The organism is Caproicibacterium sp. XB2, assembly GCF_044880635.1.
Lineage (GTDB): Bacteria > Bacillota > Clostridia > Oscillospirales > Acutalibacteraceae > Caproicibacterium > Caproicibacterium lactatifermentans.
Window position 1 is genome coordinate 242,501 of record NZ_CP173227.1, and the last position, 25,599, is coordinate 268,099.

At 51.6% G+C, this 25,599-nt stretch carries 21 protein-coding genes, 1 riboswitch and 1 other annotated feature (1 of these 23 running past the window's edge); of the genes, 9 read left to right on the plus strand and 12 right to left on the minus strand.

Annotated elements, in window-relative coordinates; translation table 11 throughout:
• Positions 1-11, minus strand: the beginning of a protein-coding gene (locus ACIHKT_RS01110; protein ID WP_404352578.1) for an arsenate reductase family protein. 337 nt of this gene lie to the left of the window's left edge; only the first 11 of its 348 coding nucleotides appear in the window; its start codon is at positions 9-11; its stop codon lies beyond the left edge, outside the window.
• 479 nt (positions 12-490) lie between these two features.
• Here ACIHKT_RS01110 and spoIIID point away from each other — a divergent pair, with 479 nt between their 5' ends.
• Positions 491-754, plus strand: coding sequence for a sporulation transcriptional regulator SpoIIID (gene spoIIID / locus ACIHKT_RS01115; RefSeq protein WP_086035087.1), 264 nt, complete (start codon positions 491-493; stop codon positions 752-754).
• A 54-nt stretch (positions 755-808) separates the two neighbouring features.
• Here the strand turns inward: spoIIID and ACIHKT_RS01120 are convergent, their stop codons facing one another.
• Together ACIHKT_RS01120 and ACIHKT_RS01125 are read right to left on the minus strand one after the other, a co-directional pair.
• Positions 809-1,240 (minus strand): hypothetical protein, encoded by a 432-nt coding sequence (locus tag ACIHKT_RS01120; RefSeq protein WP_086035088.1) that lies wholly within the window; start codon positions 1,238-1,240, stop codon positions 809-811.
• 276 nt (positions 1,241-1,516) lie between these two features.
• Positions 1,517-2,329, minus strand: coding sequence for a M23 family metallopeptidase (locus ACIHKT_RS01125; protein ID WP_086035089.1), 813 nt, complete (start codon positions 2,327-2,329; stop codon positions 1,517-1,519).
• Between the two features lie 332 nt (positions 2,330-2,661).
• Here ACIHKT_RS01125 and lexA point away from each other — a divergent pair, with 332 nt between their 5' ends.
• The 3 genes from lexA (at position 2,662) to cytX (ending at position 5,643) form a co-directional block, all read left to right on the plus strand.
• The gene (gene lexA, locus ACIHKT_RS01130) at positions 2,662-3,255 is read left to right on the plus strand and encodes a transcriptional repressor LexA (protein WP_086035090.1); all 594 of its coding nucleotides are present in this window, start codon (positions 2,662-2,664) and stop codon (positions 3,253-3,255) included.
• 127 nt (positions 3,256-3,382) lie between these two features.
• Positions 3,383-3,489: riboswitch (TPP riboswitch) on the plus strand.
• 175 nt (positions 3,490-3,664) lie between these two features.
• Positions 3,665-4,474 (plus strand): bifunctional hydroxymethylpyrimidine kinase/phosphomethylpyrimidine kinase, encoded by an 810-nt coding sequence (thiD, locus tag ACIHKT_RS01135; RefSeq protein WP_086035091.1) that lies wholly within the window; start codon positions 3,665-3,667, stop codon positions 4,472-4,474.
• Complete coding sequence (cytX, locus tag ACIHKT_RS01140; protein ID WP_404352581.1) at positions 4,471-5,643, plus strand: putative hydroxymethylpyrimidine transporter CytX; 1,173 nt, start codon at positions 4,471-4,473, stop codon at positions 5,641-5,643. The genes thiD and cytX overlap by 4 nt, the downstream gene beginning before the upstream one ends.
• A 59-nt stretch (positions 5,644-5,702) precedes the next feature.
• Here cytX and ACIHKT_RS01145 read toward each other — a convergent pair whose 3' ends face one another.
• The 5 genes from ACIHKT_RS01145 to rny all read right to left on the minus strand — a co-directional run bounded on the left by ACIHKT_RS01145 (position 5,703) and on the right by rny (position 12,348).
• Positions 5,703-6,014 carry a hypothetical protein gene (locus tag ACIHKT_RS01145; RefSeq protein ID WP_086035093.1) on the minus strand — a complete coding sequence of 104 codons (312 nt, stop codon included), beginning with the start codon at positions 6,012-6,014 and terminating at the stop codon, positions 5,703-5,705.
• 26 nt (positions 6,015-6,040) lie between these two features.
• A complete protein-coding gene (gene recG, locus ACIHKT_RS01150; RefSeq protein WP_236858863.1) occupies positions 6,041-8,047 on the minus strand; it encodes an ATP-dependent DNA helicase RecG in 2,007 nt (668 codons plus the stop codon).
• 23 nt (positions 8,048-8,070) lie between these two features.
• Complete coding sequence (locus ACIHKT_RS01155; protein WP_086035095.1) at positions 8,071-9,741, minus strand: DAK2 domain-containing protein; 1,671 nt, start codon at positions 9,739-9,741, stop codon at positions 8,071-8,073.
• Positions 9,742-9,933: 192 nt separating this feature from the next.
• Positions 9,934-10,701 (minus strand): TIGR00282 family metallophosphoesterase, encoded by a 768-nt coding sequence (locus tag ACIHKT_RS01160; RefSeq protein WP_086035096.1) that lies wholly within the window; start codon positions 10,699-10,701, stop codon positions 9,934-9,936.
• Positions 10,702-10,791: 90 nt separating this feature from the next.
• Positions 10,792-12,348: a ribonuclease Y gene (gene rny / locus ACIHKT_RS01165; RefSeq protein WP_086035097.1), complete on the minus strand. Its 1,557-nt coding sequence runs from the start codon at positions 12,346-12,348 to the stop codon at positions 10,792-10,794.
• 784 nt (positions 12,349-13,132) lie between these two features.
• Between rny and thrS the strand changes: the two genes are divergently transcribed.
• The 4 genes from thrS to ilvA all read left to right on the plus strand — a co-directional run bounded on the left by thrS (position 13,133) and on the right by ilvA (position 18,964).
• Positions 13,133-15,043, plus strand: coding sequence for a threonine--tRNA ligase (thrS, locus tag ACIHKT_RS01170; protein WP_086035099.1), 1,911 nt, complete (start codon positions 13,133-13,135; stop codon positions 15,041-15,043).
• Between the two features lie 137 nt (positions 15,044-15,180).
• Positions 15,181-15,423: a binding site (T-box leader), on the plus strand.
• Between the two features lie 82 nt (positions 15,424-15,505).
• A complete protein-coding gene (gene ilvB / locus ACIHKT_RS01175) occupies positions 15,506-17,170 on the plus strand; it encodes a biosynthetic-type acetolactate synthase large subunit (RefSeq protein WP_086035101.1) in 1,665 nt (554 codons plus the stop codon).
• Positions 17,171-17,201: 31 nt separating this feature from the next.
• Positions 17,202-17,693 (plus strand): acetolactate synthase small subunit, encoded by a 492-nt coding sequence (gene ilvN / locus ACIHKT_RS01180; RefSeq protein ID WP_086035102.1) that lies wholly within the window; start codon positions 17,202-17,204, stop codon positions 17,691-17,693.
• Positions 17,694-17,767: 74 nt separating this feature from the next.
• Complete coding sequence (ilvA, locus tag ACIHKT_RS01185) at positions 17,768-18,964, plus strand: threonine ammonia-lyase (RefSeq protein ID WP_086035103.1); 1,197 nt, start codon at positions 17,768-17,770, stop codon at positions 18,962-18,964.
• A 34-nt stretch (positions 18,965-18,998) separates the two neighbouring features.
• Here the strand turns inward: ilvA and ACIHKT_RS01190 are convergent, their stop codons facing one another.
• Entirely contained in the window at positions 18,999-20,387 is a 1,389-nt protein-coding gene (locus tag ACIHKT_RS01190) for an oligosaccharide flippase family protein (protein ID WP_157658887.1), read from the minus strand.
• Between the two features lie 78 nt (positions 20,388-20,465).
• Here ACIHKT_RS01190 and prmA point away from each other — a divergent pair, with 78 nt between their 5' ends.
• Complete coding sequence (prmA, locus tag ACIHKT_RS01195; protein WP_086035105.1) at positions 20,466-21,392, plus strand: 50S ribosomal protein L11 methyltransferase; 927 nt, start codon at positions 20,466-20,468, stop codon at positions 21,390-21,392.
• Between the two features lie 264 nt (positions 21,393-21,656).
• On the opposite strand, the gene gdhA is transcribed toward prmA, so the two are convergent.
• The 3 genes from gdhA to ACIHKT_RS01210 form a co-directional block, all read right to left on the minus strand.
• The gene (gene gdhA, locus ACIHKT_RS01200) at positions 21,657-23,003 is read right to left on the minus strand and encodes an NADP-specific glutamate dehydrogenase (protein ID WP_086035106.1); all 1,347 of its coding nucleotides are present in this window, start codon (positions 23,001-23,003) and stop codon (positions 21,657-21,659) included.
• 111 nt (positions 23,004-23,114) lie between these two features.
• Entirely contained in the window at positions 23,115-23,621 is a 507-nt protein-coding gene (locus ACIHKT_RS01205) for a VOC family protein (protein WP_086035107.1), read from the minus strand.
• A 465-nt stretch (positions 23,622-24,086) separates the two neighbouring features.
• A complete protein-coding gene (locus ACIHKT_RS01210) occupies positions 24,087-25,289 on the minus strand; it encodes an FprA family A-type flavoprotein (protein WP_086036794.1) in 1,203 nt (400 codons plus the stop codon).
• Between the last annotated feature and the right edge of the window lie 310 nt (positions 25,290-25,599).

Sequence of the window (25,599 nt, forward strand, 5' to 3'; positions counted from 1 at the left end):
TGTATATTCATTGTGATTCCCTTACTTTTCCGTAAATATGGGAATATTATAATCCCTAATACAAATAAAATCAACATACGGTGCAGACACGCTGTCTTTTGTGGCGCTGAATGTTCGGAAAGTATTCTTTTTTATGTTTTGTCCTGATCCTTCTTCTCCTATTAAATTGATTTTCGCAGCTCTGCATTTCCGTTGAAATATCAAGTGCCTGATTGGATAGGTGTCCCAAATACGTCGTATAGGAAGACACTGCCATCGCGGCGAGCATTGCCACAATCACAACGAGAATGAGAGCAATTTGCTTTGTATTCATTTTTCCATTCGTTCCCCAGCCCTTCTATACAACGGTACAAAATGGTAAATGGTTCAAAACCTGGATCTAAACTAAATTATATATTTAGTGGATATACTTGTAAACATACACTTCTTTCTCATAAAACGTAAAATTCCTGCATAGTATCGAATAACGAATAGCGGGAGGGTGCGTTTTATGAAAGGCATCGTCGAGAAAAGAGCTGTTGAGCTTGGGGAATACATTGTTTTACACAAAGCAACCGTTCGTGCCGCTGCTAAAAAATTTGGTGTTTCCAAAAGCACCGTACATAAAGATGTGACAAAACGTTTGGAGCAGATAGACCGTCAGTTGTATAAGAAAGTCCAGAAGGTCCTGCAGGTCAACAAAGCGCAAAGACACATCCGCGGCGGCCTTGCCACCAAGGCAAAATATGAGCGGCTCAATCAACAAAAAGTGTGAGAAAAACAAATGACCGGCGGAAAGCATGTCAGCTTTCTGCCGGTCATTGCCTGTTCAGGCACGTACCATTCGTGGTGCGCATTCGGTATTTTGGGGACAAATATTATGTATTTTGTTGTCTTTCGTTACCATGGAAATAGGGACTTTTGGTAGAAGACTGTGCAGTACATCAATGAATCCATTGGAGGTGTTTTCTGCCATACCGGTCACGATATGAACAGCGCCCACCTGCCGCGCGAAAGCCGCTGCTGTATAGGCGGCCTCTTTATTAAAATAAACAGTCATTTCAGCATCTGCTTCTTTCGAAACCTGCCGCAGATATTCCAGTTCTTCACATTCTTTGCGTGTGCCAAGCCCAGCGGACTGGATGCTCAGCACCTGCAGCGGCACACCGCGTTTCTCCGCGATATATTTTCCAGTGTGAATCAGACGGTCACAGTCATGCTGACCAGTCACACACACAAGCACCGCTTTCTTATTGTCCAAAACTCAGGACTCCTTTCTGAAAGGGAGGATTCCCTTCTTACATGGCGTTGCTAGTATATCATGCAAATAAAAAATCTGTTGAAACAAAGAGTGTATATTATATGAACAAGTAAAGCACAAATGATTTTTATTTTTTGGCAAATATGTCTTCTTTATTTTATATTATACCATAATTGTAGGAACAACTCAAATAAAGAAGCTGTAAACAAATTAAAAAAGCCACAGAATCGGGGAAACTCCGAATCTGCGGCGCTGTGTTGCAGTACAATTTTTCGGTCACTTTAAAAGGTCTGCCGGGTCTAGAAATTTGCCGCTTTTTTGAACAGCAAAATGCAGGTGGGGGGCCTCGTCTGCTTCGCAGGGGATTTCTCCCACCTTGCCAAGCTGATGTCCAACTTTGACCGTATCTCCTTTGTGCACAGAAATGTCGGTTAGTCCACAATAGCAGGTAGTCAGGCCGTTTGCATGGACAACCTGTACCATACCGCCAAAGTCTTCCGGTTCGGACACGGCCTGCACAGTGCCATCCGCCGCAGCGCATACGGGTGTACCTTTCGCGGCACGCAGGTCAATGCCGGCGTGTGCACGCCAGTCATGCATCGTTTTCGAGTAGAGCGGTGTTTCGCTGAAGGCGTGCTGTACCGGTGCATCCGGTACAGGTTCCTGCAGACCGGCAGGCGCAGCTGCAGCAGGCGCAGCAGACTTCGGCTGTGCCGCAGCTGCCGCGGAAGAAGCGGGTGCTGCCGATGCTTCCGCCTGGCTGCTTTGGGCAGGTTCACTGGTTACACTGCTCGTTTCCCAGCCGCTCTGTGAAGAAACGGACGGCAAGCTTTCTTGTGGGGAAGACACGGTGCTTTCCGTAATGGTGTTCAGTGTATCCAAAGTGCTTTTTTTGTACTTGTGCAAACTGCTGTAGGTTGTCCATCCCGCCACGGTAACTGCCGTCAGGCAAATAACCAGTGCAATGTAAAACCCTTTCTTTCCTTTTGGGGGCTTTTTACCGGGCGATGAGTTTGTGCCGCCGGATGGATATCCGGTGCTTGTTCCGTTTTCCTGTTCTTCCTGCTTTTTATAATCTTGTGTATTCAATCCTGCCACCTCCAGCCCTAGTATGGCCTTGCGGCAGGAAAATATACCAAAACAGGAAGTTTAGACAGAAAAAAACCGGGCTGCGGCACCCGGTTTTTTTCAATAGCTTGAGGGGTATATTGAGGAGGGTAGAACATACATCAAGTGAACGGTGCGGCTCCGTTGTTCTTGATTACATACTCAGTATACAGCGCTATAGCCCAAAATTTGTTAATAGTATGTGAATGTTTTATAAAGAATAACAACATTACGCCGTTTACAAACAAACGTTTGCGATTTTGTCCTTTCTATGGTATACTTATTTGCGGCGAAAGGAAAAGAGGAAATACAATATGCTTACAGCAAGCCAGCAGAAAGTTTACGACTACCTGAAAAGCCGCCTACAAACTGGGCTGCCGCCTACCGTGCGGGAAATCTGCGCGGCAACCGGTTTAAAATCGACTTCCAGCGTACATGCACATTTAAAAACACTGGAAAAAGAGGGCCTTATCACACGGGATGCCGGTCTGAACCGGGCCATTCATCTGACAGGGCAGAGTCGTTCTGTTCCCGTGCTGCAGGTACCTATTGTCGGCAGGGTCGCGGCGGGACGGCCCATTTTGGCAGTGGAGGATACAGAAGGCCATGTGCCCTATGCACCGGCGAAACGCAGTGAAGATGATGTCTATTTTGCCCTGCATGTACATGGAGAAAGTATGCGGGATGCCGGCATATTAGATAATGACATCGTCATTGCCCGTCAGACACCGGAAGCGGAAAACGGCGAAATCGTCATTGCAATGATAGATGGAGAAGCGACCGTTAAACGCTTTTATCGGGAACCCGGCCGTGTGCGTCTGCAGCCAGAAAATCCGGACTTTGAACCGATTTACACCAAAGAAGTTGCCATTCTCGGCAAGGTGGTTGCCCTCTACCGCAACTATTAAATAAAATATCTGAACAAGAAGCCAGCGCTGTTTAGGCGCTGGCTTTTTCTATGCCGCGGAAGCAATCCAACGAGAAATACCAATAAACAGCTTGCCTTGACAAGATGAAAATGATTCGATATACTAAAAATATATGTGGGGAGCTCACAAACGTGGGCTGAGAGTAAGCGAAAGTGCTTTGACCCTTCACCTGATTTGGGTAATGCCAACGTAGGGAACAAGAAAGAATTGTTTGTGGCAGCGCCTTTTGCAGGCACTGCTTTTCTTTTTGCCCGCCTTTGTTCCCACAGAACAGAAAAATGGGATATCCAGCAAAAGACCGCCGCTTTCACGGCTGGCTTTTGCGGCTGGCAGATTGGGGGCACCACCTTCTGCCGCAAAATGAAATGCTGGAAAGGGGTAATTACAAATGAGGACAGCATTAACAATCGCCGGAAGCGATTCCAGCGGTGGCGCCGGTATTCAGGCGGATATCAAAACCATGACGATGAATGGCGTATTTGCCATGAGCGCCATTACGGCTTTGACAGCGCAGAACACGACCGGCGTGCAGGGGATTTTTGAAGTGGGTTCGTCGTTCCTGGCACAGCAGATTGACAGTGTCTTTACAGATATTCGGCCGGACGCGGTTAAAATTGGTATGGTCGCTTCTTCTGCGCTGATTGAAACGATTGCGGAACGTCTGCGGTTTTACAAGGCGGAGAACATTGTGGTGGACCCCGTTATGGTAGCTACAAGCGGCGCAAAGCTGATTTCAGATGACGCTGTAGCGATACTGAAGGAACAGCTGCTGCCGCTGGCGACGGTACTGACACCAAACATTCCGGAAGCCGAGGTTTTGTCCGGACAAAAAATCACTTCGCCGCAGGACATGGAAAAGGCGGCGGCGGTTATCGGCAGCACCTATTCCTGTGCGGTGCTGTGCAAGGGCGGACATCGGCTGAACGATGCCAATGACCTCCTGTACCGTGACGGCGGATACAAATGGTTTGAGGGCAGGCGCATTGATAACCCCAACACGCATGGGACAGGTTGTACGCTGTCCAGTGCCATTGCGGCGAACCTTGCGAAAGGATACGATTTGGATACATCTGTCTGCAAGGCAAAAACGTATCTTTCCGGTGCGCTTGCCGCAATGCTGGATTTAGGTGCGGGCAGCGGTCCTATGGACCATGCGTTTGACCTAAAGCCGGCCTATTATGAGGAAGCGCGCCGATGAAAAAAACTTCGACCTTTCAAAACGGACTCATTTGGTTTGGCGCAGGCGTGTCCATTGCGGAAATCCTAACGGGGACTTATTTTGCGCCGCTGGGGTTCCAAAAAGGACTGCTGGCGATTCTTTTGGGGCATTTGATTGGCTGCTGTATGCTGTTCTTTGCTGGACTGATTGGCGGACGCAGCGGGCGCAGTGCCATGGGCACGGTCCAAATGAGCTTTGGCAGAATCGGCTGTTTGTTTTTTGCTTTCCTAAATATTCTTCAGTTGGTGGGCTGGACTGCAATTATGATTTACGACGGGGCGCTGGCTGCGAACGGTGTCGTTAGCACCGGCGCATGGGTATGGTGCCTCGTCATCGGCGGCCTTATCCTTGTGTGGATTGCCGTCGGTGTGGAAAACCTCGGCTGGCTTAATAAAATTGCCATGGCAGCACTGCTGGTGCTGACGGTTGTTCTGTGTGCTGTAATTTTCCGCGATGGTCAGGCGGAACCGGCAGTCAAAGGGGACTTGACATTTGGCGCAGCGGTGGAATTGGCAGTCACCATGCCGCTGTCGTGGCTGCCTCTGATTTCCGACTACACGCGTGAGGCGCAGCACCCGTTTGCCGCAACGCTGACCAGTACGGTGGTATACGGAATGGTCAGCTGCTGGATGTACATTATCGGCATGGGAGCGGCTATTCTAACGGGAAAGGCAGACATTGCCGCCATGATGGTGAAAGCCGGATTGGGCATTGCGGCACTGCTGATTTTGATTCTTTCTACGGTGACGACCACCTTTCTTGACGCATGGAGCGCCGGTATTTCTGCGGAGTCACTGTCCAAAAAGATAAATGGCAGGCACGCGGCGATGTTGGTTACAGCCGTAGGCACCGTCTGCGCGATGTTATTCCCGATGGATGATATTACCGATTTTCTGTACTTAATCGGTTCCGTATTTGCGCCGATGGTTGCGGTGCAAATTGCAGATTTCTTCCTGCTGAAATGGAACTGCGGAGAAAGCAGGCTGGACGTGCTGAATGCGGTGGTCTGGTTGGCCGGATTTATCCTATATCGGGTACTGATGCGTGTGGACACGCCGGTCGGCTGTACATTGCCGGATATGGCGGCCACATTGCTGCTGTGTGTTGCTGCCCGCAGCGTGCAGAGAAAAATAACGCAAAAAGCTTAAACAGAAAGGGGCTGCTGCAAAGTTTTCGTTTTGCAGCAGCCCCTTTTTCTGCAGTTCTATCAGGTTTGCAGTGTTTCCCGCCAATCTTCCAGGTGCATTCCATTTATCGAAAGCATATATACATTATCCCAGTTTTCCTGCAGCGATTTGCGGTTAAAAATGCGTGAAGTCATCAGTTCCTCAAGGCTCGGAAAGGATACGCCGTCCGGTACGTCACAACTGTTTACCCAATACGGATTTTTGCGTTCCGGCAGGAACTTGAGGTAGCAAACCGTTTCGGTCTGGTCGTTGAATAGGTAGAAGCCTGCTTCTTGAATGTCTTTCCCATCTTTAAAATGTGCGCAAAAAGAATGATAGTCTATATTTGCCATACCTATATGACTTCCTTTCTGTACGGCTAAGTTTCACTGATGTTTCGGAACAGCTGGCGCACTTCCGCACGCAGACCGCGGTGCGCTGGTGCCTCCAGTGCGGGGTCTTCCTCCAGAAGGGAGCGGGCGGTTTGCTGTGCATCTTTTAGGACGTCAAGGTCGTTGTTGAGGTCGGCAATTTGCAGCTGTGGAAGGCCGTGCTGCCGCTGCCCAAAAAAGTCGCCTGGACCGCGTAGCTTTAGGTCCTGCTCCGCAATGACAAATCCATTGCTGGTTTCGCACATGACGCGCATACGTGCGCGGGCCTCTTCATTTTGTGCGTCGGTAATTAAAATACAGTAGCTTTGGTAGCTGCCGCGGCCGACTCTGCCGCGCAGCTGATGAAGCTGGGACAGACCATACTGTTCCGCATTTTCAATCAGCATATCCACCGCGTTCGGTACGTCTACGCCAACCTCCACAACAGTTGTGGAAACCAGAATATCAATGCAGCCATCGGAGAAATCCTGCATGATTTTTTCCTTTTCGCTGCTTTTCATGCGGCCATGCAGGCTGCCAATGCGGCAGTCCGGTAGAACCTGCCGCAGACGGCAGGTGTAAGTTTCCACACTGGCTTTATCGCTGTCAGAATCGATAGCAGGACAGATAATATAGGCCTGCCGTCCCCGATGAACGTGTTTTTGCAAAAAGTGCAGTGCACGTATCCGTTTACCGCTGTCAATGCAGTAGGTCTGAATGGTCTGTCTGCCCGGCGGCAGTTCGTCAATAATGGAAATGTCCAAGTCTCCGTAAATCATAAGGGCCAGCGTGCGCGGAATCGGTGTGGCACTCATCACCAGCACATGTGGATTTTGGGATTTTTCTGCCAGAGCCTCTCGCTGACCGACACCAAAGCGGTGCTGTTCATCTGTAATGACCAGTGCGAGCTTTCGAAACTGCACATCTTTAGTCAACAGGGCATGGGTGCCAACCAGCAGCTGCAGGCTGCCGTCCGCCGCAGCTGCCTTTACCTGCCCTTTTTCCTTGGCTTTTAAGGAGCCAGTCAGCAGCCCAACATGAATGCCGGCGGGTTCCAGCAGGGAGGAGAGAGATGCGAAATGCTGATGTGCCAAAATATCCGTTGGGGCCATTAAAACAGCCTGCATGCCGTTTTGGATAACGACAAAACAGCAGGCTGCGGCGACCGCTGTTTTGCCGGAACCGACGTCCCCTTGAATCAGTCGGTTCATGGGCAGGCCGCTCTGCATATCCCGCACGGCTTCCTCTGCGGCCCGTTTCTGTGCGCCGGTCGGGGAGAAGGGGAGCAGTTTCCAAAACGAGGAAAGGCAGTTGTCCTCTATGCGGAAAGAGCTTTTTTTGCGGGAGCGCCCCTTCATGGACAGCAGACCGAGCTGAAGGACCAACAGCTCCTCAAAAGCGAGCCGCCGGCGGGCGACCTCCATGCCTTCCCGGTCCTTTGGCTGGTGGATATTTTCCAGCGCAAAGCCCAGCTTACATAAAGAATGTTCATTTCGTATCTGCGGTGGAATGGGGTCACGCAGTGTTTCCGGCAACAGCCGCAGCGCTTCCCGCACAGCACTTTCTACCACACGGGTGGAAAGTCCTTTTGTCTGCGGGTAAATCGGACGCATACCCGGACAGGTGCCGTCCTCGGCAAAGTTGGGGGCTGCCATTTGCCGCCGGCCGCGGCTCATGGTCACCTTTCCATAGAACAGATAGATTTTGCCGGTATGAATGAGGCTTTGTATATAAGAGTTATTAAAAAAGACGATGTCCAATGTACTGCCATCTTCATCAAACGCACACACATGAATCAGCATCAGACCGCTGCGGGAAAAGACGGGCGCTCCCACGCTTTCTGCCGTGGCACGCACAGCACAAGATACATCCAGCGGTGCGTCGGCAATGGTGTACGGCTGACTCCAATCCTCATAGGTGCGCGGATATAAACGCAGCAAAGCGCCGACAGTAGGTACGCCAAGCTTTTGAAAAAGTTCCGCGCGCTTACTGCCGACGCCTTTTAATTCAATCATCGGTTTTGCAAATAAAGAATGCATTATTCAACAGAAATCAGGAAATAGTGGATAGGCTGCCCGCCGTTTACCAGCGTTATTTCAATGTCGGAACTGATTTTATTCTTGATACGGTTATAGGCATCATTTGCCTGCTCCTCTGAAATATCCGCGCCGTAAATAATGGTGATAAAGGCGGTGGAGTGCGTTACCATGGAGCGTGTCAGTTTCGAGCAGGCGTGTACAATATCTTTCTCAATATAAGTCAGTTTGCCGTTCACCAAACCGAGAATATCGCCTTTTTTAATGCGGTGACCGCCGAATTCACTGTCACGGGCGGCGAATGTGATAGTACCGGTGTCTACGTTGCCGGCGGCTTCCATCATCTTTACAGCGTTGACTTCGCAGGAAGTGTCAGGGTCATAGGCCAGCATAGCTGAAAGGCCCTGCGGAATGGTACGGGTAGGCAGCACCATGACTTTCCGGTCCTTGACCAGCGGAACAACCTGCTCCGCTGCCATAGTAATATTCTTGTTGTTGGGCAGAACCATAACCGTCTTTGCCGGTGTGGCCAGAACAGCTTCCAGAATATCTTCCGTGCTGGGGTTCATGGTCTGGCCACCGCTTACCACATGGGTGCAGCCAAGGTCCACAAACAGCGCCTTCAGGCCGTCGCCCGCAGCGACCGTGACAAAGCCGACTTCTTCTGTCGGCTGCGCAGGCTTCAGCGATTCTTCTGCTTTTTGTTCGTGGGCGGCGGCGTCCGCTTCCTGTGCCTTGCGGTGCTGTTCCTTCATGTTTTCAATTTTGACGGTCAAAAGCTGACCATAGGTAAGGGCTGCTTCCAGCGCGCGGTTTGGCTGTTCCGTGTGTACATGTGTTTTAATGATGTCATCATCTGAAACAACCACAACACAATCGCCGATTGTCTGCAGGTAGCTGCGCAGCAGCTCTGGGTCCTTGGTTGGTTCCTGTGTGCGGCTGACAATAAATTCAGTGCAGTAGGTGAAGCGAATATCCGCATCAAATTCGGCTGCAGCACTGCGGAACGCATCGTCCTGTGTCAGGTCAGCGGAAACATTTTCTTCCACTTCATTTTCGATAATGACACCATCATGGAAAACGCGCCTCATGCCTTCCAGAATGCAGCACAGACCTTTGCCGCCGGCATCTACCACACCGGCTTTTTTCAGGACAGGCAGCAGCTGCGGTGTCTGGGCCAGCGCTTCTTCCGCACCTTTGCAGACAGCTTCCCACACACTGATGGGGTCGTTGTCCAGTGTGGCGGCAGCTTTGCCCTTTTCTGTGGCGACACGCGCCACGGTCAGGATGGTACCCTCCGTCGGCTTCATGACGGCTTTGTAGGCATCTCCCACGCCAATTTCCAGTGCACTGACCATATCCAAACCGTCCACTGTATCTTTCCCTTTTACGCCATCGGCAAAGCCGCGGAAAAGCAGGGAAAGAATAACGCCGGAATTTCCGCGCGCGCCGCGCAGCAGTCCAGAAGCCGCCGTACGGGCAACATCAGAAACGGTTTCGCTTTTTGATTTCTGCAGTTCAGCAGAAGCATTCGCCATGGTCATAGACATATTTGTGCCAGTGTCGCCGTCCGGTACAGGGAAAATATTCAGTTTATCAATGCTGTTCCGGTTCTTCGCAATATTGTTTGCGCCGGAAATCATTGCGTCTCGCAATTCTGCTCCGTTTATCATGAGAAAGCTCCTTTGGAAACCTTATAATCCAGGTGCCGGAAGCGCGCCCTGCACCTATTCTTTTCTACAGGCTGTTATTTAATTACAGTATACCATACAACGGGTAAGGATTCAACTGAAACTTCCTGTGCATTGGCGGTGGTTTTTGGGCCGGAAACGCTGAAATACTGCGGATTTTGGAACTTTAAAAGGTCACTGCAGTTCCAGTGGCTCCACACTCTGGCAGCGGCCGGTTGTGTCGTCAATTTCAAACAGACAGCAGTCCATTTTAAAAGGGCCCTGCTGTACTAGGTCGAAGCGCACGGGCATTTGGCTGCGCATTTTGCGGATAGTAAGTTCCGGCTTTACGCCCAAAATAGAGTTAACTGTGCCGGTCATGCCAAGGTCGGTCATGTAACCGGTGCCCTTTGGCAGAATGCACGCGTCTGCGGTTTGTACATGGGTGTGGGTGCCCCACAGGGCGCTGACTTTTCCATCCAAATAATAGCCCATGCTGCGCTTTTCGCCGGTTGCTTCCGCGTGAAAATCTACGACCGTAATGGTGGGCGTGTCTTTCAGCAGGCGGTCCGCCGTAAAGAAGGGGTTGTCCAGCGGGTCCATATATACTGTGCCCATCAAATTTAAAATTCCAACCTGAATACGGCCCATATCATAGACCATATAGCCGTGCCCCGGTGCTCCGGCGGGAAAATTAGCCGGACGCAGCAACTGGCCGCATTCGTCGTAGGTATCATAGCTTTCCTTTCTGCGGAAGCTGTGGTTGCCGGCTGTCAGCACGTCAACACCGCTGTCCAGCAGATAGCGCACGGAAGAGGGCGTCAGCCCGTTTCCATCGGCACTGTTTTCACCGTTGGCAATGACCAGATCCACGGCCTTCAGCTTTTTCAGCGTTGGCAACTTGGACCGCAGAAAGCGGCAGCCGACACTGCCGACAATATCACCAATGGCCAGAATATTCACAATAAGGTCCTCCTTTTTCGGGCAGTTCGTTTTTATATAACATGAAAAAACTGCCGCACAACGCAGAGATGCGGTACGGCAGTGCAGGACTTATTTCGCGTAGTCGACAGCGCGGCTTTCGCGGATGATGTTCACTTTAATTTGGCCCGGATATTCCAGGTCAGCCTCAATCTTTTTGCAGATGTCGTGTGCCAGCATGGTCATTTGGTCGTCCGAAATAGCTTCCGGTTTTACAATGACACGGATTTCACGGCCGGCCTGAATCGCATAGCAGCGTTCAACACCTTCGAAGGAAGATGCAACTTCCTCCAGCTTTTCCAAACGCTTAATGTAGTTTTCTGCATTTTCACGGCGCGCACCCGGACGAGCGGCGCTGATGGCATCAGCAGCCTGTACCAAACAGGCAATAACGGTCTTTGGCTCAATGTCGTTATGGTGGGCGGCAATTGCGTGAACGACCGCTTCGCTTTCTTTGTACTTACGGGCCACGTTTACACCGATGTCTACATGGGAGCCTTCCATTTCATGGTCAAGCGCTTTGCCGATATCATGCAGCAGACCGGCACGGCGTGCCATGGTTGGGTCTAGCCCCAGCTCGGAAGCCATAATGCCGGCAAGAGAAGCCACTTCCAGGGAATGTTCCAGTACGTTTTGGCCGTAACTTGTGCGGTAGCGCAGGCGGCCGAGCAGCTTGATAAGCTCTGGATGAATACCGGTGATGCCTGTCTGTAGGACAGCATTTTCACCAGCTTGTTTAATGGAAGTATCTACTTCACGGCGGGCTTTTTCAACCGTTTCTTCAATGCGTGCCGGGTGAATGCGCCCGTCAGCAATCAGTTTCTCCAGCGCGATGCGGGCTACCTCACGGCGAACCGGGTCAAAGCTGGAAATGGTAATGGCTTCCGGTGTATCGTCAATGATAAGGTCAACACCTGTCAGTGTTTCGATTGTACGGATGTTGCGGCCCTCACGGCCGATAATGCGGCCTTTCATCTCATCGTTCGGCAGCGGAACAACCGAAATAGTTGCTTCGGAAACGTGGTCTGCTGCGCAGCGCTGGATAGCCATGGAGATGACTTCGCGGGCAGTGCTGTCCGCTTCGTCCTTTGTCTGCTGCTCAATGTCACGCAGCTTAACGGCTTTTTCGTGCATTAGCTCGGACTCAAAGTGGTTCAGCAGGTATTCCTTTGCCTGCTCGGCCGTAAAGCCGGAGATACGCTCCAGCTTTTCCAACTGCTGCTTTTTAATGTCCTCTGCTTCATTCAGGCGGTCCTCCGCCTGCTTGTTCTTTTTGGTCAGCTTATCCTCTTTATTTTCCAGGGATTCAAGCTTTCTGTCCAGGTTTTCTTCTTTCTGCTGCGCACGGCGTTCCTGTCGCTGAATTTCCTTGCGCCGGTCGTTAATTTCACGGTCGGCTTCGCTGCGCATGCGGTGCAGTTCGTCTTTCCCTTCCAGTACGGCTTCTTTTTTCTTTCCCTCTGCGGATTTAATCGCGTCGTTGACAATCCGCTTTGCTTCCTCCTCGGCGGAGCCGATGGCAAGCTCGGCGGTATGTTTGCGGTAGCGTTCTCCCGCAAAAAATCCCGCAGCAATGCCTGCAGCCACACAGACAATGCAAAGGATAACTGTTACTAAGATCGGATTCATTTTGAGCACCTCCTCTGTCCCGGAGAGCGCCCATTCCGCTTTGCATACAGATGTGGAAATAATCAATATTCTTTTTTCGAGTAAAAATGTGCAAAACGGCCCATTTCAGTATAAAAATGGGCCATACGCCGGCCGCGCCCGGCGGTTTGCCTGTCACTCTATCTGCTGGAGCAAAACAGGTGCTTCCAGTGGACTTTTGCAGTCCGCAGCTTCCTGCCGGCAGACTGCGTAAAAATCATGTCAGTCATTAAAAAGGGACGGGAATAAGTCCCAAAATGCAAATTCATGCATTTACTTCATAATTGTATAACGAGAAGCGCTTAATTGTCAAGAAAAGAAGCGGTACTTTCGCTGCTTTCGCAAAATTTGTAGGTTATGCTGTTCCAGTGCACTGCTGATAGGGAAAAAGTGTACATTGTCCATTGACAAGGTTTCCGGGACGTGCTATGATACAGGCAAACTGAATATCGGAAATCGTTGATGAGGGAGCCGTGCTTCCTCCTACAGCAGAGAGCGGGCGCCGGTGGCTGAAAACGTTCGCAGTAGGAAGAGCACAAAGGTTACCGCCTCTGAGTGTGTGCTGAAGAAGTACGCCGGTCCGGCAGCCGTTAACCTGCCGCAAAAGATGCACCTGTCCTTTTCCAAAGGAAGGTGTAATCTGGGTGGAACCGCGAGATGACAGCGTCTTGCCCCAGTTTTTGGGGCAGGGCGCTTTTTATTTTCCCGTTTCCGACAGCATCCAGTCTGCAGAAAAATGCACAATTTTATGTAAGGAGAGAAAATCATGATAAATGTCACACTGAAAAGTGACGTCCGCTCCTTTGAGCCCGGCGTCACAGTAGCAGAAGTAGCCAAAAGCATCGGTCCTGGTCTGTATAAAGCGGCCTGTGTTGGCCGCGTAGACGGCAAGGTCGTAGACCTGCGCACCCCGCTGACCAAAGACTGCAAGCTGGAAATCCTCACGTTTGACAACGAAGACGGCAAGCGCGCCTATTGGCATACAACTTCTCATATTATGGCACAGGCAGTTCAGCACCTGTGCCCAGAGGCAAAGTTCGCCATTGGCCCTTCCATTGACCATGGCTTCTATTATGATTTTGACCTGCCCCGTACCCTTACACCGGAAGATATGACTGCAATCGAAGCGGAAATGAAAAAAATCATCAAACAGGACATTCCGCTGGAACGTGTAGAGGTTTCACCGGAAGAAGCCATGAAGATGATGGAGGACGCCCATCAGGACTATAAGGTGGAGCTGATTCAGGAGCACAGCGGCAAAGGCGAAAAGATTACATTCTATAAGCAGGGCGATTATATTGACCTGTGTGCCGGCCCGCACCTGATGAGCACCGGCTGTGTTAAGGCAGTGAAGCTGACAAACTGCACCGGCGCTTATTGGCGTGCCGATGCCAAAAATAAGATGCTGCAGCGTGTTTACGGCATTTCTTTCCCCAAAAGGGCGGACTTGGACCACTATGTGGAGATGTTGGAAGAAGCCAAGAAGCGTGACCACCGCAAACTGGGCCGTGAACTGAACTTATTTACATTCATGGAGGAGGGTCCGGGCTTCCCGTTCTTCCTGCCGAAGGGGGTTGTCCTGCGCAACCTGCTGCTGGACTACTGGCGGGATGTGCACAAAAAGGCCGGCTATCAGGAGATTTCCACACCGGTTATCCTCAGCCGTAAGCTGTGGGAACGCAGCGGCCATTGGGCACATTATAAAGATAATATGTATACAACCGTCATTGACGGCGAAGATTATGCGATTAAGCCGATGAACTGCCCCGGCGGTATGCTGGTTTATAAGACACAGATGCGTTCCTATAAGGACCTGCCGCTCCGTCTTGGTGAAATCGGACTGGTGCACCGCCATGAACTGTCCGGCGCACTGCACGGTTTGATGCGTGTACGCTGCTTCCACCAGGATGATGCGCATATCTTTATGGCACCGGAACAGATGAAGAGTGAAATTCAGGGCGTTGTCCGTCTGATTGACAGTGTCTATAAAACCTTTGGCTTCCCGTATCACATTGAACTTTCCACAATGCCGGAAGACCACATGGGCGATGAAAAGACTTGGGACGACGCGACACGCATTCTGCGTGAAGCAGTAACCGGGATGGGCTATGATTATGATGTCAACGAAGGCGACGGTGCTTTCTACGGCCCGAAGCTCGACTTCCATCTGACAGACTGCCTTGGCCGTACCTGGCAGTGCGGTACCATTCAGCTGGACTTCCAGCTGCCGGAACGCTTCGAGTTGGAATATACCGGCGCAGACGGACAGAAACACCGCCCGATTATGCTGCACCGTGTAGTCTTTGGCTCCATTGAACGTTTCATCGGTATCCTTACCGAACACTTTGCCGGTGCATTCCCAGTTTGGCTTTCTCCTGTGCAGGTACAGGTCCTGCCTATTGCAGAACGCCATCAGGAGTATGCGCACAAGCTGTGTGATGCACTGGAAGCAGCCGGCCTGCGTGTAGAGGTTGATGGCCGCAACGAGAAGATTGGCTACAAAATTCGTGAAGCACAAATGCAGAAGACGCCGTATATGCTGGTCATCGGCGATAAAGAAGCGGAAGCTGGGAATGTTTCTGTACGTCACCGCAAGGCGGGCGACCTTGGCAGTATGTCCCTGGAAGCCTTCATTACGCGTGTACAGAAAGAAGTAGCAGACAAAGCGCTGGACTGATTTTATAAGGTCCGGATAAAGCGGAAAAAGAGCGGGTATGCGCGCAGGCGTATACCCGTTTCCTTTTTTAAAAAATTTAGGAAAGGGGTTTGACATTTCTGCTTTAAACGAGTAAAATGATAAAAATTGAATTTTCTGTAATTGCAGTGAAAGGGACAGCCCACACAGGACATTCCCTGCAGAGAGCCGCCGGCTGGTGTGAGGCGGCGGGAATATGTGTGGTCAATCACCCTGGAGCAGGCGGCTGAAATTCCGTATTGGAACAGTAGACATGCCCGGTTTTCCCCGTTATTGGAAAGCACATTGCTGGATGTGCATGAGGCCGCGCAAGCGGTGAAGCAGAGTGGTACCACGGAAGAGCTTTCGCTCCCGTCTCTGGCCAAATGGTCGGAGCGGGAGCTTTTTGTCTGCCGCGGTCAGACACAAAAGCCCGACAAACATAAGAAATGGAGGAGAGTAAAAATGTTGCTGACTGGTGCACAGATTATTATGGAATGTCTGCTGGAACAGAACGTGGATACAGTATTCGGCTATCCGGGCGGGGCTGTGCTGAATATATATGATGCGCTGTATGAGTATCAGGATCGTATCTGGCATATCCGCACGGCACATGAACAGGGAGCTGCCCATGCTGCGGACGGCTATGCACGTTCTACCGGACGGGTAGGCGTGTGTATTGCCACTTCCGGGCCGGGCGCCACAAATTTGGTTACAGGAATTGCAACCGCATATATGGACAGTGTGCCAATGGTCGCAATTACCGGAAACGTCAATGTAGACCTGCTTGGGCTGGACTCTTTTCAGGAAGTGGACATTACCGGTATTACCATGCCGGTGACAAAGCATAATTTCCTGGTTAAACATATTGAAGACTTGGCGGATACCCTGCGGCAGGCGTTCCAGATTGCACAGTCCGGCAGACCGGGGCCGGTGCTGGTGGATATTCCAAAAGATGTAACCGGGCAGAAGTATGAATACCAAAAGCAGCAGCCGCTGCCGCTTGCGCCGCCGCCATCTCCTTCGGAAGAATGTTTGCAGCAGGCGGCACAGATGTTAGACAAAAGCAAGCGGCCGTTCCTGTACCTGGGCGGCGGCGTCATTACGTCCGGTGCCGCGGAAGAAGCGCGGACCTTTGCCAAACGGCTGGACGCACCGGTGAGTGAATCCCTGATGGCACAGGGGGCCTTTGACGCACACGACCCCCGCTACATGGGAATGCTGGGTATGCATGGCACCAAAACCAGCGCGGAGGCGCTGCACAACTGTGACCTGTTTGTGGCGGTTGGCACCCGCTTTTCGGACCGGGTTCTGTGCAATGCGGGCCTGTTTGCACGGCACTGCCCCATTCTGCAAATCGATATTGATGCTGCGGAGTTCAGCAAAAATATAGAAGTGGACCTGCGGGTGGAGGGCGATGCTCTTGAAGTGCTGCGGAGTCTGCTGGCCTTGCTGCCGCAGAAGGAGCACCCTGAATGGATGCAGCAGGTCGCGGTGTGGCAGAAACAGTATCCGCTGACACAGACCGCCGCGTCCGGCGCTGCTCCCAAGGATATCATTGAAACGCTGGACCGTCTGACCGATTCCAACGCGATTATCTCGACAGAAGTAGGGCAGCACCAGATGTGGACAGCACAGTTCTATAAATTCCGTCAGCCGCGTCAGTTCCTTTCTTCCGGCGGGCTGGGCACTATGGGCTACGGACTTGGCGCGGCGCTGGGCGCACAGGCGGCAAATCCAGACCGAAAAGTAGTCAATATTGCGGGCGACGGCGGCCTGCATATGAACTGTGTGGAGCTTGCGACAGCGGCACATTATCAGCTGCCGGTGGTGGAACTGCTGATAAACAACTCTGTGTTGGGAATGGTCCGGCAGTGGCAGAAACTGTTTTACGGCAGTCGCTTTTCGCAGACGATGCTGGACACCAACACCGACTTTTGCAAGCTGGCCGAAGCGTTTGGCGTGAAGGCATACCGCATTCATAACAATGAAGAGATTGAACCGGTCCTGAAACAGGCACTGGCAGAAAAAGGACCGGTACTGGTGGATTGCTGGGTAGACCGTGATGTCAATGTCCTGCCGATGGTGCCGGCTGGTGCCAGCGTGGAGAACCCAATGCTGGAGATGTAAGGAGTTTACTGAAAGGAGTGTGAGCAAGGCTATGTATGAAGATGGAAATGAGAAAGAATATGTATTGTCTATTTTGGCGAAAAACAATCCAGGTGTGTTGCTGCGCATTTCTGGACTTTTCAGCCGCCGCTGCTACAACATTCTTTCCATTGTTGCCTGCCAGACGGAGGACACCGATTATTCCCGCATTTTAATTGTTGTGTCCGGCGATGACCGCATTGTAAGGCAGGTGGATAAACAGGTTAGTAAATTAGTGGATGTGGTGAATGTAACGGTTTTGCAGCGGGAAAGAGCCGTCATTCGGGAACACCTGCTGATGAAAGTACACCGGACGGCGCAGAACGGCGAAAAGCTGGTGGAACTTGCCAGTGTGTTCCATGCCAATATTTTGGATGTGGAACCGGAATCTATGATTTTGGAACTGACCGGTGATGCTGGTACGATAAACTCCTTTATTCAGCTTGCCAATCCCTATGGGGTGCTGCAGATTCTGCGGACCGGCTCCATGGCCATGCAGAAATAGAAATGAGTTTAAAACTGATTATACATTTATCATTTATTTAAAATAAATAAGACGATACTGAAAGAAGGCACGATATGCTGACGCTTGACAAAGTTTACCATGCAGCTTTTGTACTGAAAGAAGTAGCCCGTAAAACCGACCTGCTTCCGGCACCAGAACTTTCCGATGGCTGCCAGGTTTATCTGAAAACCGAGAACTTACAGGTGACAGGTTCCTTTAAGGTGCGCGGTGCCTACTATAAAATCAGTCAGCTGAACGAAGAGGAGAAAAAGAAGGGCGTTATCGCCTGCTCTGCCGGCAACCATGCGCAGGGCGTGGCCCTTGCCGCCGCGCACAACGGCATTGATGCGCTTATCTGTATTCCGGCAACGGCACCTATCAGTAAGGTAGAAGCGACCAAACGCTACGGTGCGCAGGTCTGCCTGGTGCCCGGTGTGTATGACGACGCGCACAACAAAGCGGTTGAGCTGCAGAAGGAGAGCGGCCGCACACTGATTCATCCTTTTGATGACCCGGACGTCATTGCGGGGCAGGGTACAATTGGGCTTGAACTTTTGGAACAGCTGCCGGATATGGACGCGGTAATTGTGCCGGTCGGCGGTGGCGGGCTGCTTTCCGGAATCGCTTTTACGGTGAAGTCGTTGAGCCCGAACTGCAAAGTGTATGGCGTGCAGGCGGCCGGTGCACCCGGCATGGTGCAGTCGCTGAAAGACGGCAAGCCGGAAGAGCTGGAGGGGGTACGTACCTTTGCGGACGGCATTGCGGTGAAGTGCCCCGGCGGCCTGACTTATTCCCTGTGTAAAAAGTATGTGGATAAAGTGGTGACCGTCACGGACGACGAAATTGCCGCCGCTGTGCTGGCACTGATTGAACAGCATAAATTGATTACGGAAGGTGCCGGTGCGGCGTCCGTTGCAGCAGTGATGGCCGGAAAATTGGACTTGAAAGGCAAAAAAGTGGCCTGCGTACTTTCCGGTGGAAACATTGATGTCACCATTCTCAGCAAGGTTATCAACCGCGGCCTGCTGAAAGCCGGCCGCAATACCGACCTGACTATCAGCCTGATGGACCGTCCCGGCGAACTGAAAGAAATTTCCGCTATCATTGCGGACCTCGGCGGCAATGTCGTCAGCGTATTCCACGACCGTTCCGACGCGGACGCCGACGTTTCCGGCTGCTACCTGCGTCTGCGTATGGAAACCCGCAACTGGGACCATGTGCGCCAAATTCGCAACGCAATCGCTGCTGCCGGCTATCATATCTGCAACTAAAGCTGTTTTCTATGCAGCCTTCGGGCAGTATTCTTTATGGAACAAACTGCCGCAGAATGACATATAAAAGAACAGCGCCGCCTGCAGGCAGAAAAACCCATATAGGCGAAATTTCAACGTCCGCCACTTTTAAAAGACGGGAAATGCTGAGTGCCGCATTGTATATTTCACTTAGGAATAACATGAGAATATATCCGGGCAGCCCAAGGTACGGCAGCACAAACGCACACCATAAAACGCGCATACAGGAATCTGTTAAATTACAGAATAAAGACCATGTCTGCTGGTCCAGCCCTTTCAGCATACCGTCCACAACGCTGTCAACGTACATCAGTGGAAGAAGCGGCGCGGTGACGCGCAGCAACAGGGCACCCTGTGTGTTTCGATAAAACAGGTGGCACAGCGGAAAGGCAAAGGCGGCTATCAGGGCGGCAGAGGCAAAGGAGAAACACAGTGTCAGGCGGAAGGCACGGCTGGTTACCAGCTGGATACGCTTTGTAAAATGGCGGGCACAGCAGCGGGCAAGCTCCGGCACCAGCAGCGTAACGGCGGCAAAAAGCAGTGCGCTGGGAAACTGCAAAATCGGCAGGACCATGCCCTGCACCAGCCCATACTGTGCAAGGGCATTTTCCGCGCCGGTATGTGTGGACAGGCCGCGCGGAATCAGCAGGTTTTCCAGCGAAAACAATAGGCTGCGCAGGCCGGTGCCTGTAGTAACCGGGCCGCCGATACGCACGGCTTCTTTCCACTGAACAGGTGCTTTTTGCGGGCCTCGCTGCGGCTTTCGGCCGTACCGGTGGAAGTAGGCAGCGGCTATAAACAAGCAGGCACAGCCTTCAGAAAGAGTAGATGCCAACATTAGCATAGTCAGCGGCGCGGTGGAACCCGGCACCAGCAATAGGCTGAGACCAATCCCGGTGCCTTGCTCCAGCAATTCGGCGGCTATCGGGGCGCCGGTGTGTCCTTCAGCGACAAAACAGCCTTTCAGCGCAGCGGAAACGGCAATGCAGGGCAGCCCTGGAATCAAAATGCGCAGAGAAGCTGGATTGCCCAAAAACGGCGACAGCAGCGGTGCGCAACCGTACAGCCCAGCCGCCGCAATACCGCTGACCAACAGCCCCAGCAGCAGGCAGCGGCGCAGTGTCCGGCGGTTATAGCCGTGCTCTGCGGTCAAGCGTGTTGCGGCGAAATTGGCACCAGAAGCGGACAGCACTACCCCCAGCGCGAAAACGGAAAAAATCAGCTGATACCGCCCCATCTGCACCGAACCGAGCGTTTCGCATATCCAGCCGCGCATCCAAATGCCGGAAAGGCGCAGAATGGTGCTTTCCAGTGTCAACCAGCAGGTGCTGTACAAAAAGGTACGTCTGTTTATTTTAACCGCCCCCTGCACCTTTGTCCGTCTGTACCATCTATATTGCAAACAAAGGTGCTTCATGCTAAGATGATAAACAGGCGGTCCGTTTTGCCGAAAATCTGGAATACAGGAGCGTACAAATCAATGGATTGGACAGAAGTGACCGTAACCGTACCACAAAAAGACAGCGAACAGGCGGAAGCCATTGCACAAATGGTCGTGCCTTACGGTATTTATATTGAAGATTATTCAGACCTGGAGCAGGGCGCACGGGAAATTGCCCATATCAACTTGATTGATGAGGATTTATTGAAAAAGGACCGTTCCCATATCATCATTCACGTTTACCTGCAGCCGCAGGACAGCCCGAAGGAGGCGGTTGCGTTCCTTTCGGAACACCTGCGCGCGGCCGGTATCGACAACACCATCGGAACGGCGAACTGCCGTATGGAGGATTGGGTAAACAATTGGAAAAAGTATTTCCATCCCATGCCAGTCGGCGAAAAGCTGCTGATTCAGCCTTCCTGGGAAAAGCCGGCGGAAAGCGGCGGCCGCATTGTGCTGCATTTGGAACCGGGGCTGGCCTTTGGCACCGGCACCCATGAAACAACCCGTCTGTGTATGCAGATGCTGGAAGAGTATGTGAAGCGCGGCGCACAGGTCTTGGATGTGGGCTGCGGCAGCGGTATTTTGTCGGTTGCGGCGCTGCTGCTGGGTGCTGACCACGCGGTGGGTGTGGATATTGACGAACTGGCGGTAAAAACCGCCAAACAGAATGCTGCCCGCAACGGTGTGGAAAAACAGTTTACCGGTATCTGCGGCGACCTGACGGAGAAAGTCGGCGGCACTTATGATGTAGTCGTCGCCAATATTGTTGCGGATGTGATTATCGAGCTGACCGCCAATGTACAGCGCTTTTTTAATCCCAATGCGGTTTATTTGATGAGCGGCATTATTGACGAACGGGAAGAGGACGTGCTGAAAGTATTGAAGCCGGACTTCCAAATCCTGCAGCGGCGGGAAGAGCGCGGCTGGGTTGCGCTGGCGGCAAAGCTGCATACGGAGGACTGACAAAATGGAAAATCAAATTTGTCCATGCCGCAGGCCAAACTGTGAACGGCACGGAGACTGTGCAGCATGCAGGGAACATCACCATGCAGGAAGAAGAGCCACTTTGACGGCCTGTGAGCAAATCAGAAAAAAGGAAGAACGAAAGCACCGCCGAACGGGCGCTGTGCCAAAATAAAAAAGGAGCGGGCAAAAGCGTATGTTACGCTTTCGCCCGCTCCTTTATGTCAGCGGAAAAATTTTGAGATTTTATTTCTAGATTAAAAATCAGACAATACCATGTGCAATCATAGCGTCTGCAACCTTGGTGAAGCCAGCAATATTGGCGCCTGCGACCAGGTTGCCCTTCATGCCGTATATTTCAGCAGCCTGTGCTGCGTTAGCATAGATATTTTTCATAATGTTGTGCAGGCGCTCGTCCACTTCATCGAAAGTCCAGGACAGACGCAGGGAGTTCTGGCTCATTTCCAAACCGCTGGTGGCTACGCCGCCTGCGTTGGAAGCCTTTGCCGGCGCAAACAGAATGTTGTTTGCCTGCAGGTAGGCGATGGCCTCCGGTGTGGAAGGCATGTTGGCACCTTCTGCGACAGCCTTGCAGCCGTTGGAAACCAGTGCTTTTGCGCCCTCCAGCGGCAGCTCGTTCTGAGTAGCGCAGGGCAGGGCAATGTCACACGGGACGTTCCAAATACCGGAGCTGCCCTCGACATATTTTGCGCCTGACACATATTCGGGGTAGGTTTTGATGCGCGCACGCTTGACTTCTTTAATTTCTTTAATTACTTTGTAGTCAATGCCGTTCTCGTCGACAATATAGCCGTTGGAATCACTCATGGCAATAACCCTGCCGCCCAACTGGGTAGCCTTCTGGTTTGCATAGGTTGCCACGTTTCCGGAACCGGAAATGACGATTTTTTTGCCCTCGAAGCTCATGCCGTTGGCAGCCAGCATTTCCTTGGTAAAGTAGCACAGGCCGTATCCGGTCGCTTCTGTACGGGCAAGGGAGCCGCCATAGGGAATTCCCTTGCCGGTCAGAACGCCGGTAAATTCGTTGCGGATACGCTTATACTGACCAAACAGATAGCCGATTTCACGGCCGCCGACACCAATATCGCCGGCGGGAACGTCGCAGTTCGGGCCAATGTGGCGGTACAGCTCGGTCATAAAGCTCTGGCAGAAGCGCATGACTTCCGTGTCGGATTTGCCCTTCGGGTCGAAGTCACTGCCGCCCTTGCCGCCGCCCATGGGCAGGCCGGTCAGGCTGTTTTTAAATGTCTGCTCAAAACCGAGGAATTTAATGATGGAAAGGTTCACGCTGGGGTGAAAGCGCAGGCCGCCCTTGTAGGGGCCAATGGCAGAGCTAAACTGTACACGGTAGCCGCGGTTTACGCGTACTTTTCCGCTGTCATCCACCCACGGAACGCGGAACAGCACCGCACGTTCCGGCTCAGTCAGGCGCTCCATAATGCCGTTCTTTTCCAGCCCCGGGTGAGCGGCAACCACCGGTTCCAGGGACTCGAACACTTCACGGACGGCCTGCAGAAATTCTTTCTGCTCCGCGTTGCGCTTGGCAAGACCTTCGTACACTTCATTGAGATAGGAACTTTTAAATGACATACAAAAGCGCTCTCCTTTATCAGCTCCTAATCAAGCTGACTTATTATTTTAAACCTATATTAGCATTTGATTTAACAATTCACAAGAGAAAAGTATAAAAAATTTTATTTTTTAAACCATCAGGGAAAATAGCAGTTCCGCATCGTCCTCCTCTGCGATGTGCTGAACCATTTCTTCGGGGACCTGCATTCGCTTTGCGGTGTCAGCGGAGGAAAAGCCAACCGCAAGGAAACGCCGTGCAACAGTTTCCAGTTTTTCGCCAACTTCGATGATATGGTGGTCGGGGTCATAGAAACGCGTGACCTGCTGCCCCCACGGCTGTTCTTCCGGCGGGGTGATATACTCAATATCCGGATAAAGGCTTTCCAGACGGACCTGAAATACGGTCATATCATCTGTTTCAAAATAAAGTTCCCCGGAACAGCCGCCAAACTGGATTTCATTGTCGGATCTATTTACGAATTTCCTCCAGCTGTTCAGTGTTTGCAGGGAGAGATGGTCAGAAAGAGTGACGTTTTCGCCAAAATCGGCAGTAACAGTCATGTTAAACAGGCGGCAGTAAAAGGCCTTGGAACGTTCCATGTCGTGTACAACAATTAAAGTACTCTGAAAATTCATAAAGCATCCTCCTTTCTGCTATCATATCATATTCTGCCTTTTCACACAAAAACAGTTTGACCGTCCTTGATAGCCTGCAGCACGTGAATGCCGTATTCCAGTGCGTTCAGAACGGTCCGTTTTGATACGGTGTTTCCATTAGCGGATTCTCTAATCATCAGCGATAATATCAACAGTGCTAAAAACACGCATATGATAAGAAGTGTATCAGGGAAGAGAGGGAATCGGGCAGGACGGGACAGCGGACCGTTCACCTTCCCAGTAAAGGCAGATTAAGGTCATTGCGGCGAACCTGCAGGAACCCATAGACGGGCCTTAACAGTACGCCGCCAAAGGGTTGGAGGAATGGCTTATGATGCCTCTTAGAAAGTTCCTCCCATGCCGGTAAACGGCATATAAAAATGCGCTCCAAAAGGTTTTACACCTTTGGAAGCGCATTTTTTATGCTGAAAAACGATTTATGATTTATTTTAAAGAATCACAGATTGCCTGTGCTAGTGCTTTCAGCTGCGGAAGCTGCTCTGCCTTCAGGCTGGAACGGAACTGCACAGTTTCGCCGACCTGCTGCATTCCTTTCAGTTTGTTCAGGGCTTCGTCCATCTTTTTGCCGCTGATAGGTGCCCAGCTGCCGTTGCTGATAAGGGAATACTGCCGGTTTTGCAGGTTGAGCGCCGCAATGTCATGCAGCAGGGCATTCATGGGCAGGTAAACGCCGTTGTTGTAGGTCGGAGCAGCAAGCACAAAGTTGCTGAAACGGAACAGATCAGAGATGAGATAGGAGGAATCTGTCTTGGAAACATCATACAGCCGCAGGGCGGTTACACCCTTCTGTGCCAGCAGATTGGCCAATTCTTCAGCTGCCGCTTCCGTGTTGCCGTACATAGAACCGTAGGCAATCACTACGCCCTTTTCTTCTGGCTCATACCGGCTCCATTTGTCGTACTTGTCCAAAATCCAGCCGAGGTCCTTGCGCCAAATGGGACCGTGCAGCGGGCAGAGTATGGCAATGTCCAAACCAGTCGCTTTTTTCAGCACAGCCTGCACCTGCGGGCCGTATTTGCCGACAATGTTGGTGTAATAGCGGCGGGCTTCATCAACGTAGCGTACCTGGAAGTTGATCTGGTCGGCGAAAATTGGACCGTGGAAAGCGCCGAATGTACCGAAAGCGTCCGCAGAGAACAGAATTTTATCTGTGCTGTCATAGGACATCATGACTTCCGGCCAGTGCACCATGGGCGCCATGACGAAGTGCAGCAGGTGACGGCCCAGTGTCAGGGTATCGCCTTCTTTGACGGTTATGCAGCGGTCCTGCAGTGGGAAGTCAAAGAACTGCTCCATAAAACGGAATGTTTTGGTATTGCCCACCAGTTTAATTTCCGGGTAACGGCGCACAATTTCGCCAATCATGGCGCAGTGGTCGGGTTCCATGTGGTTCACAACCAGATAGTCGAGCTTCCGTCCGGCAAGTGCACCCTCCACGTTGGTTAGGAAGCGCTCGGCAATCGCCGCGTCTGCCGTGTCCATCAGGGCTGTTTTTTCGTCCAAAATAACATAGGCATTATAGCTGATACCATCCGGCAGAGGAAATACATTTTCAAACAGGGCAAGCCGCCGGTCACTGCCGCCAACCCAGACAATATCATCAGTTACTTTTTGTGTGCAGGGTATCATTATGAAGGCCTCCAATAATAATAATTATTATTTCTGTTTTATTGCACAAATATTATAACATGCATGGAAACATGGCGCAAGTATTTTATACTATTTCTCAGAAGGAAAGGGAACAGTTGACAAAGCAGGTGTCGATGCATATAATAAATAGAATTAAAAAGGGGGAATGCGGTCCTTATTTGATAGCTTAAAAAAAGCGCCAGACGCACAGGTGTGGGCAGGCCGCGGAGGCTTTGCCCGGTGACAGCACCCCAAGCGTGACGAGGAGAAGTGTGATCGAAGGTTTCGGCGGATGCACTTCCGGCTG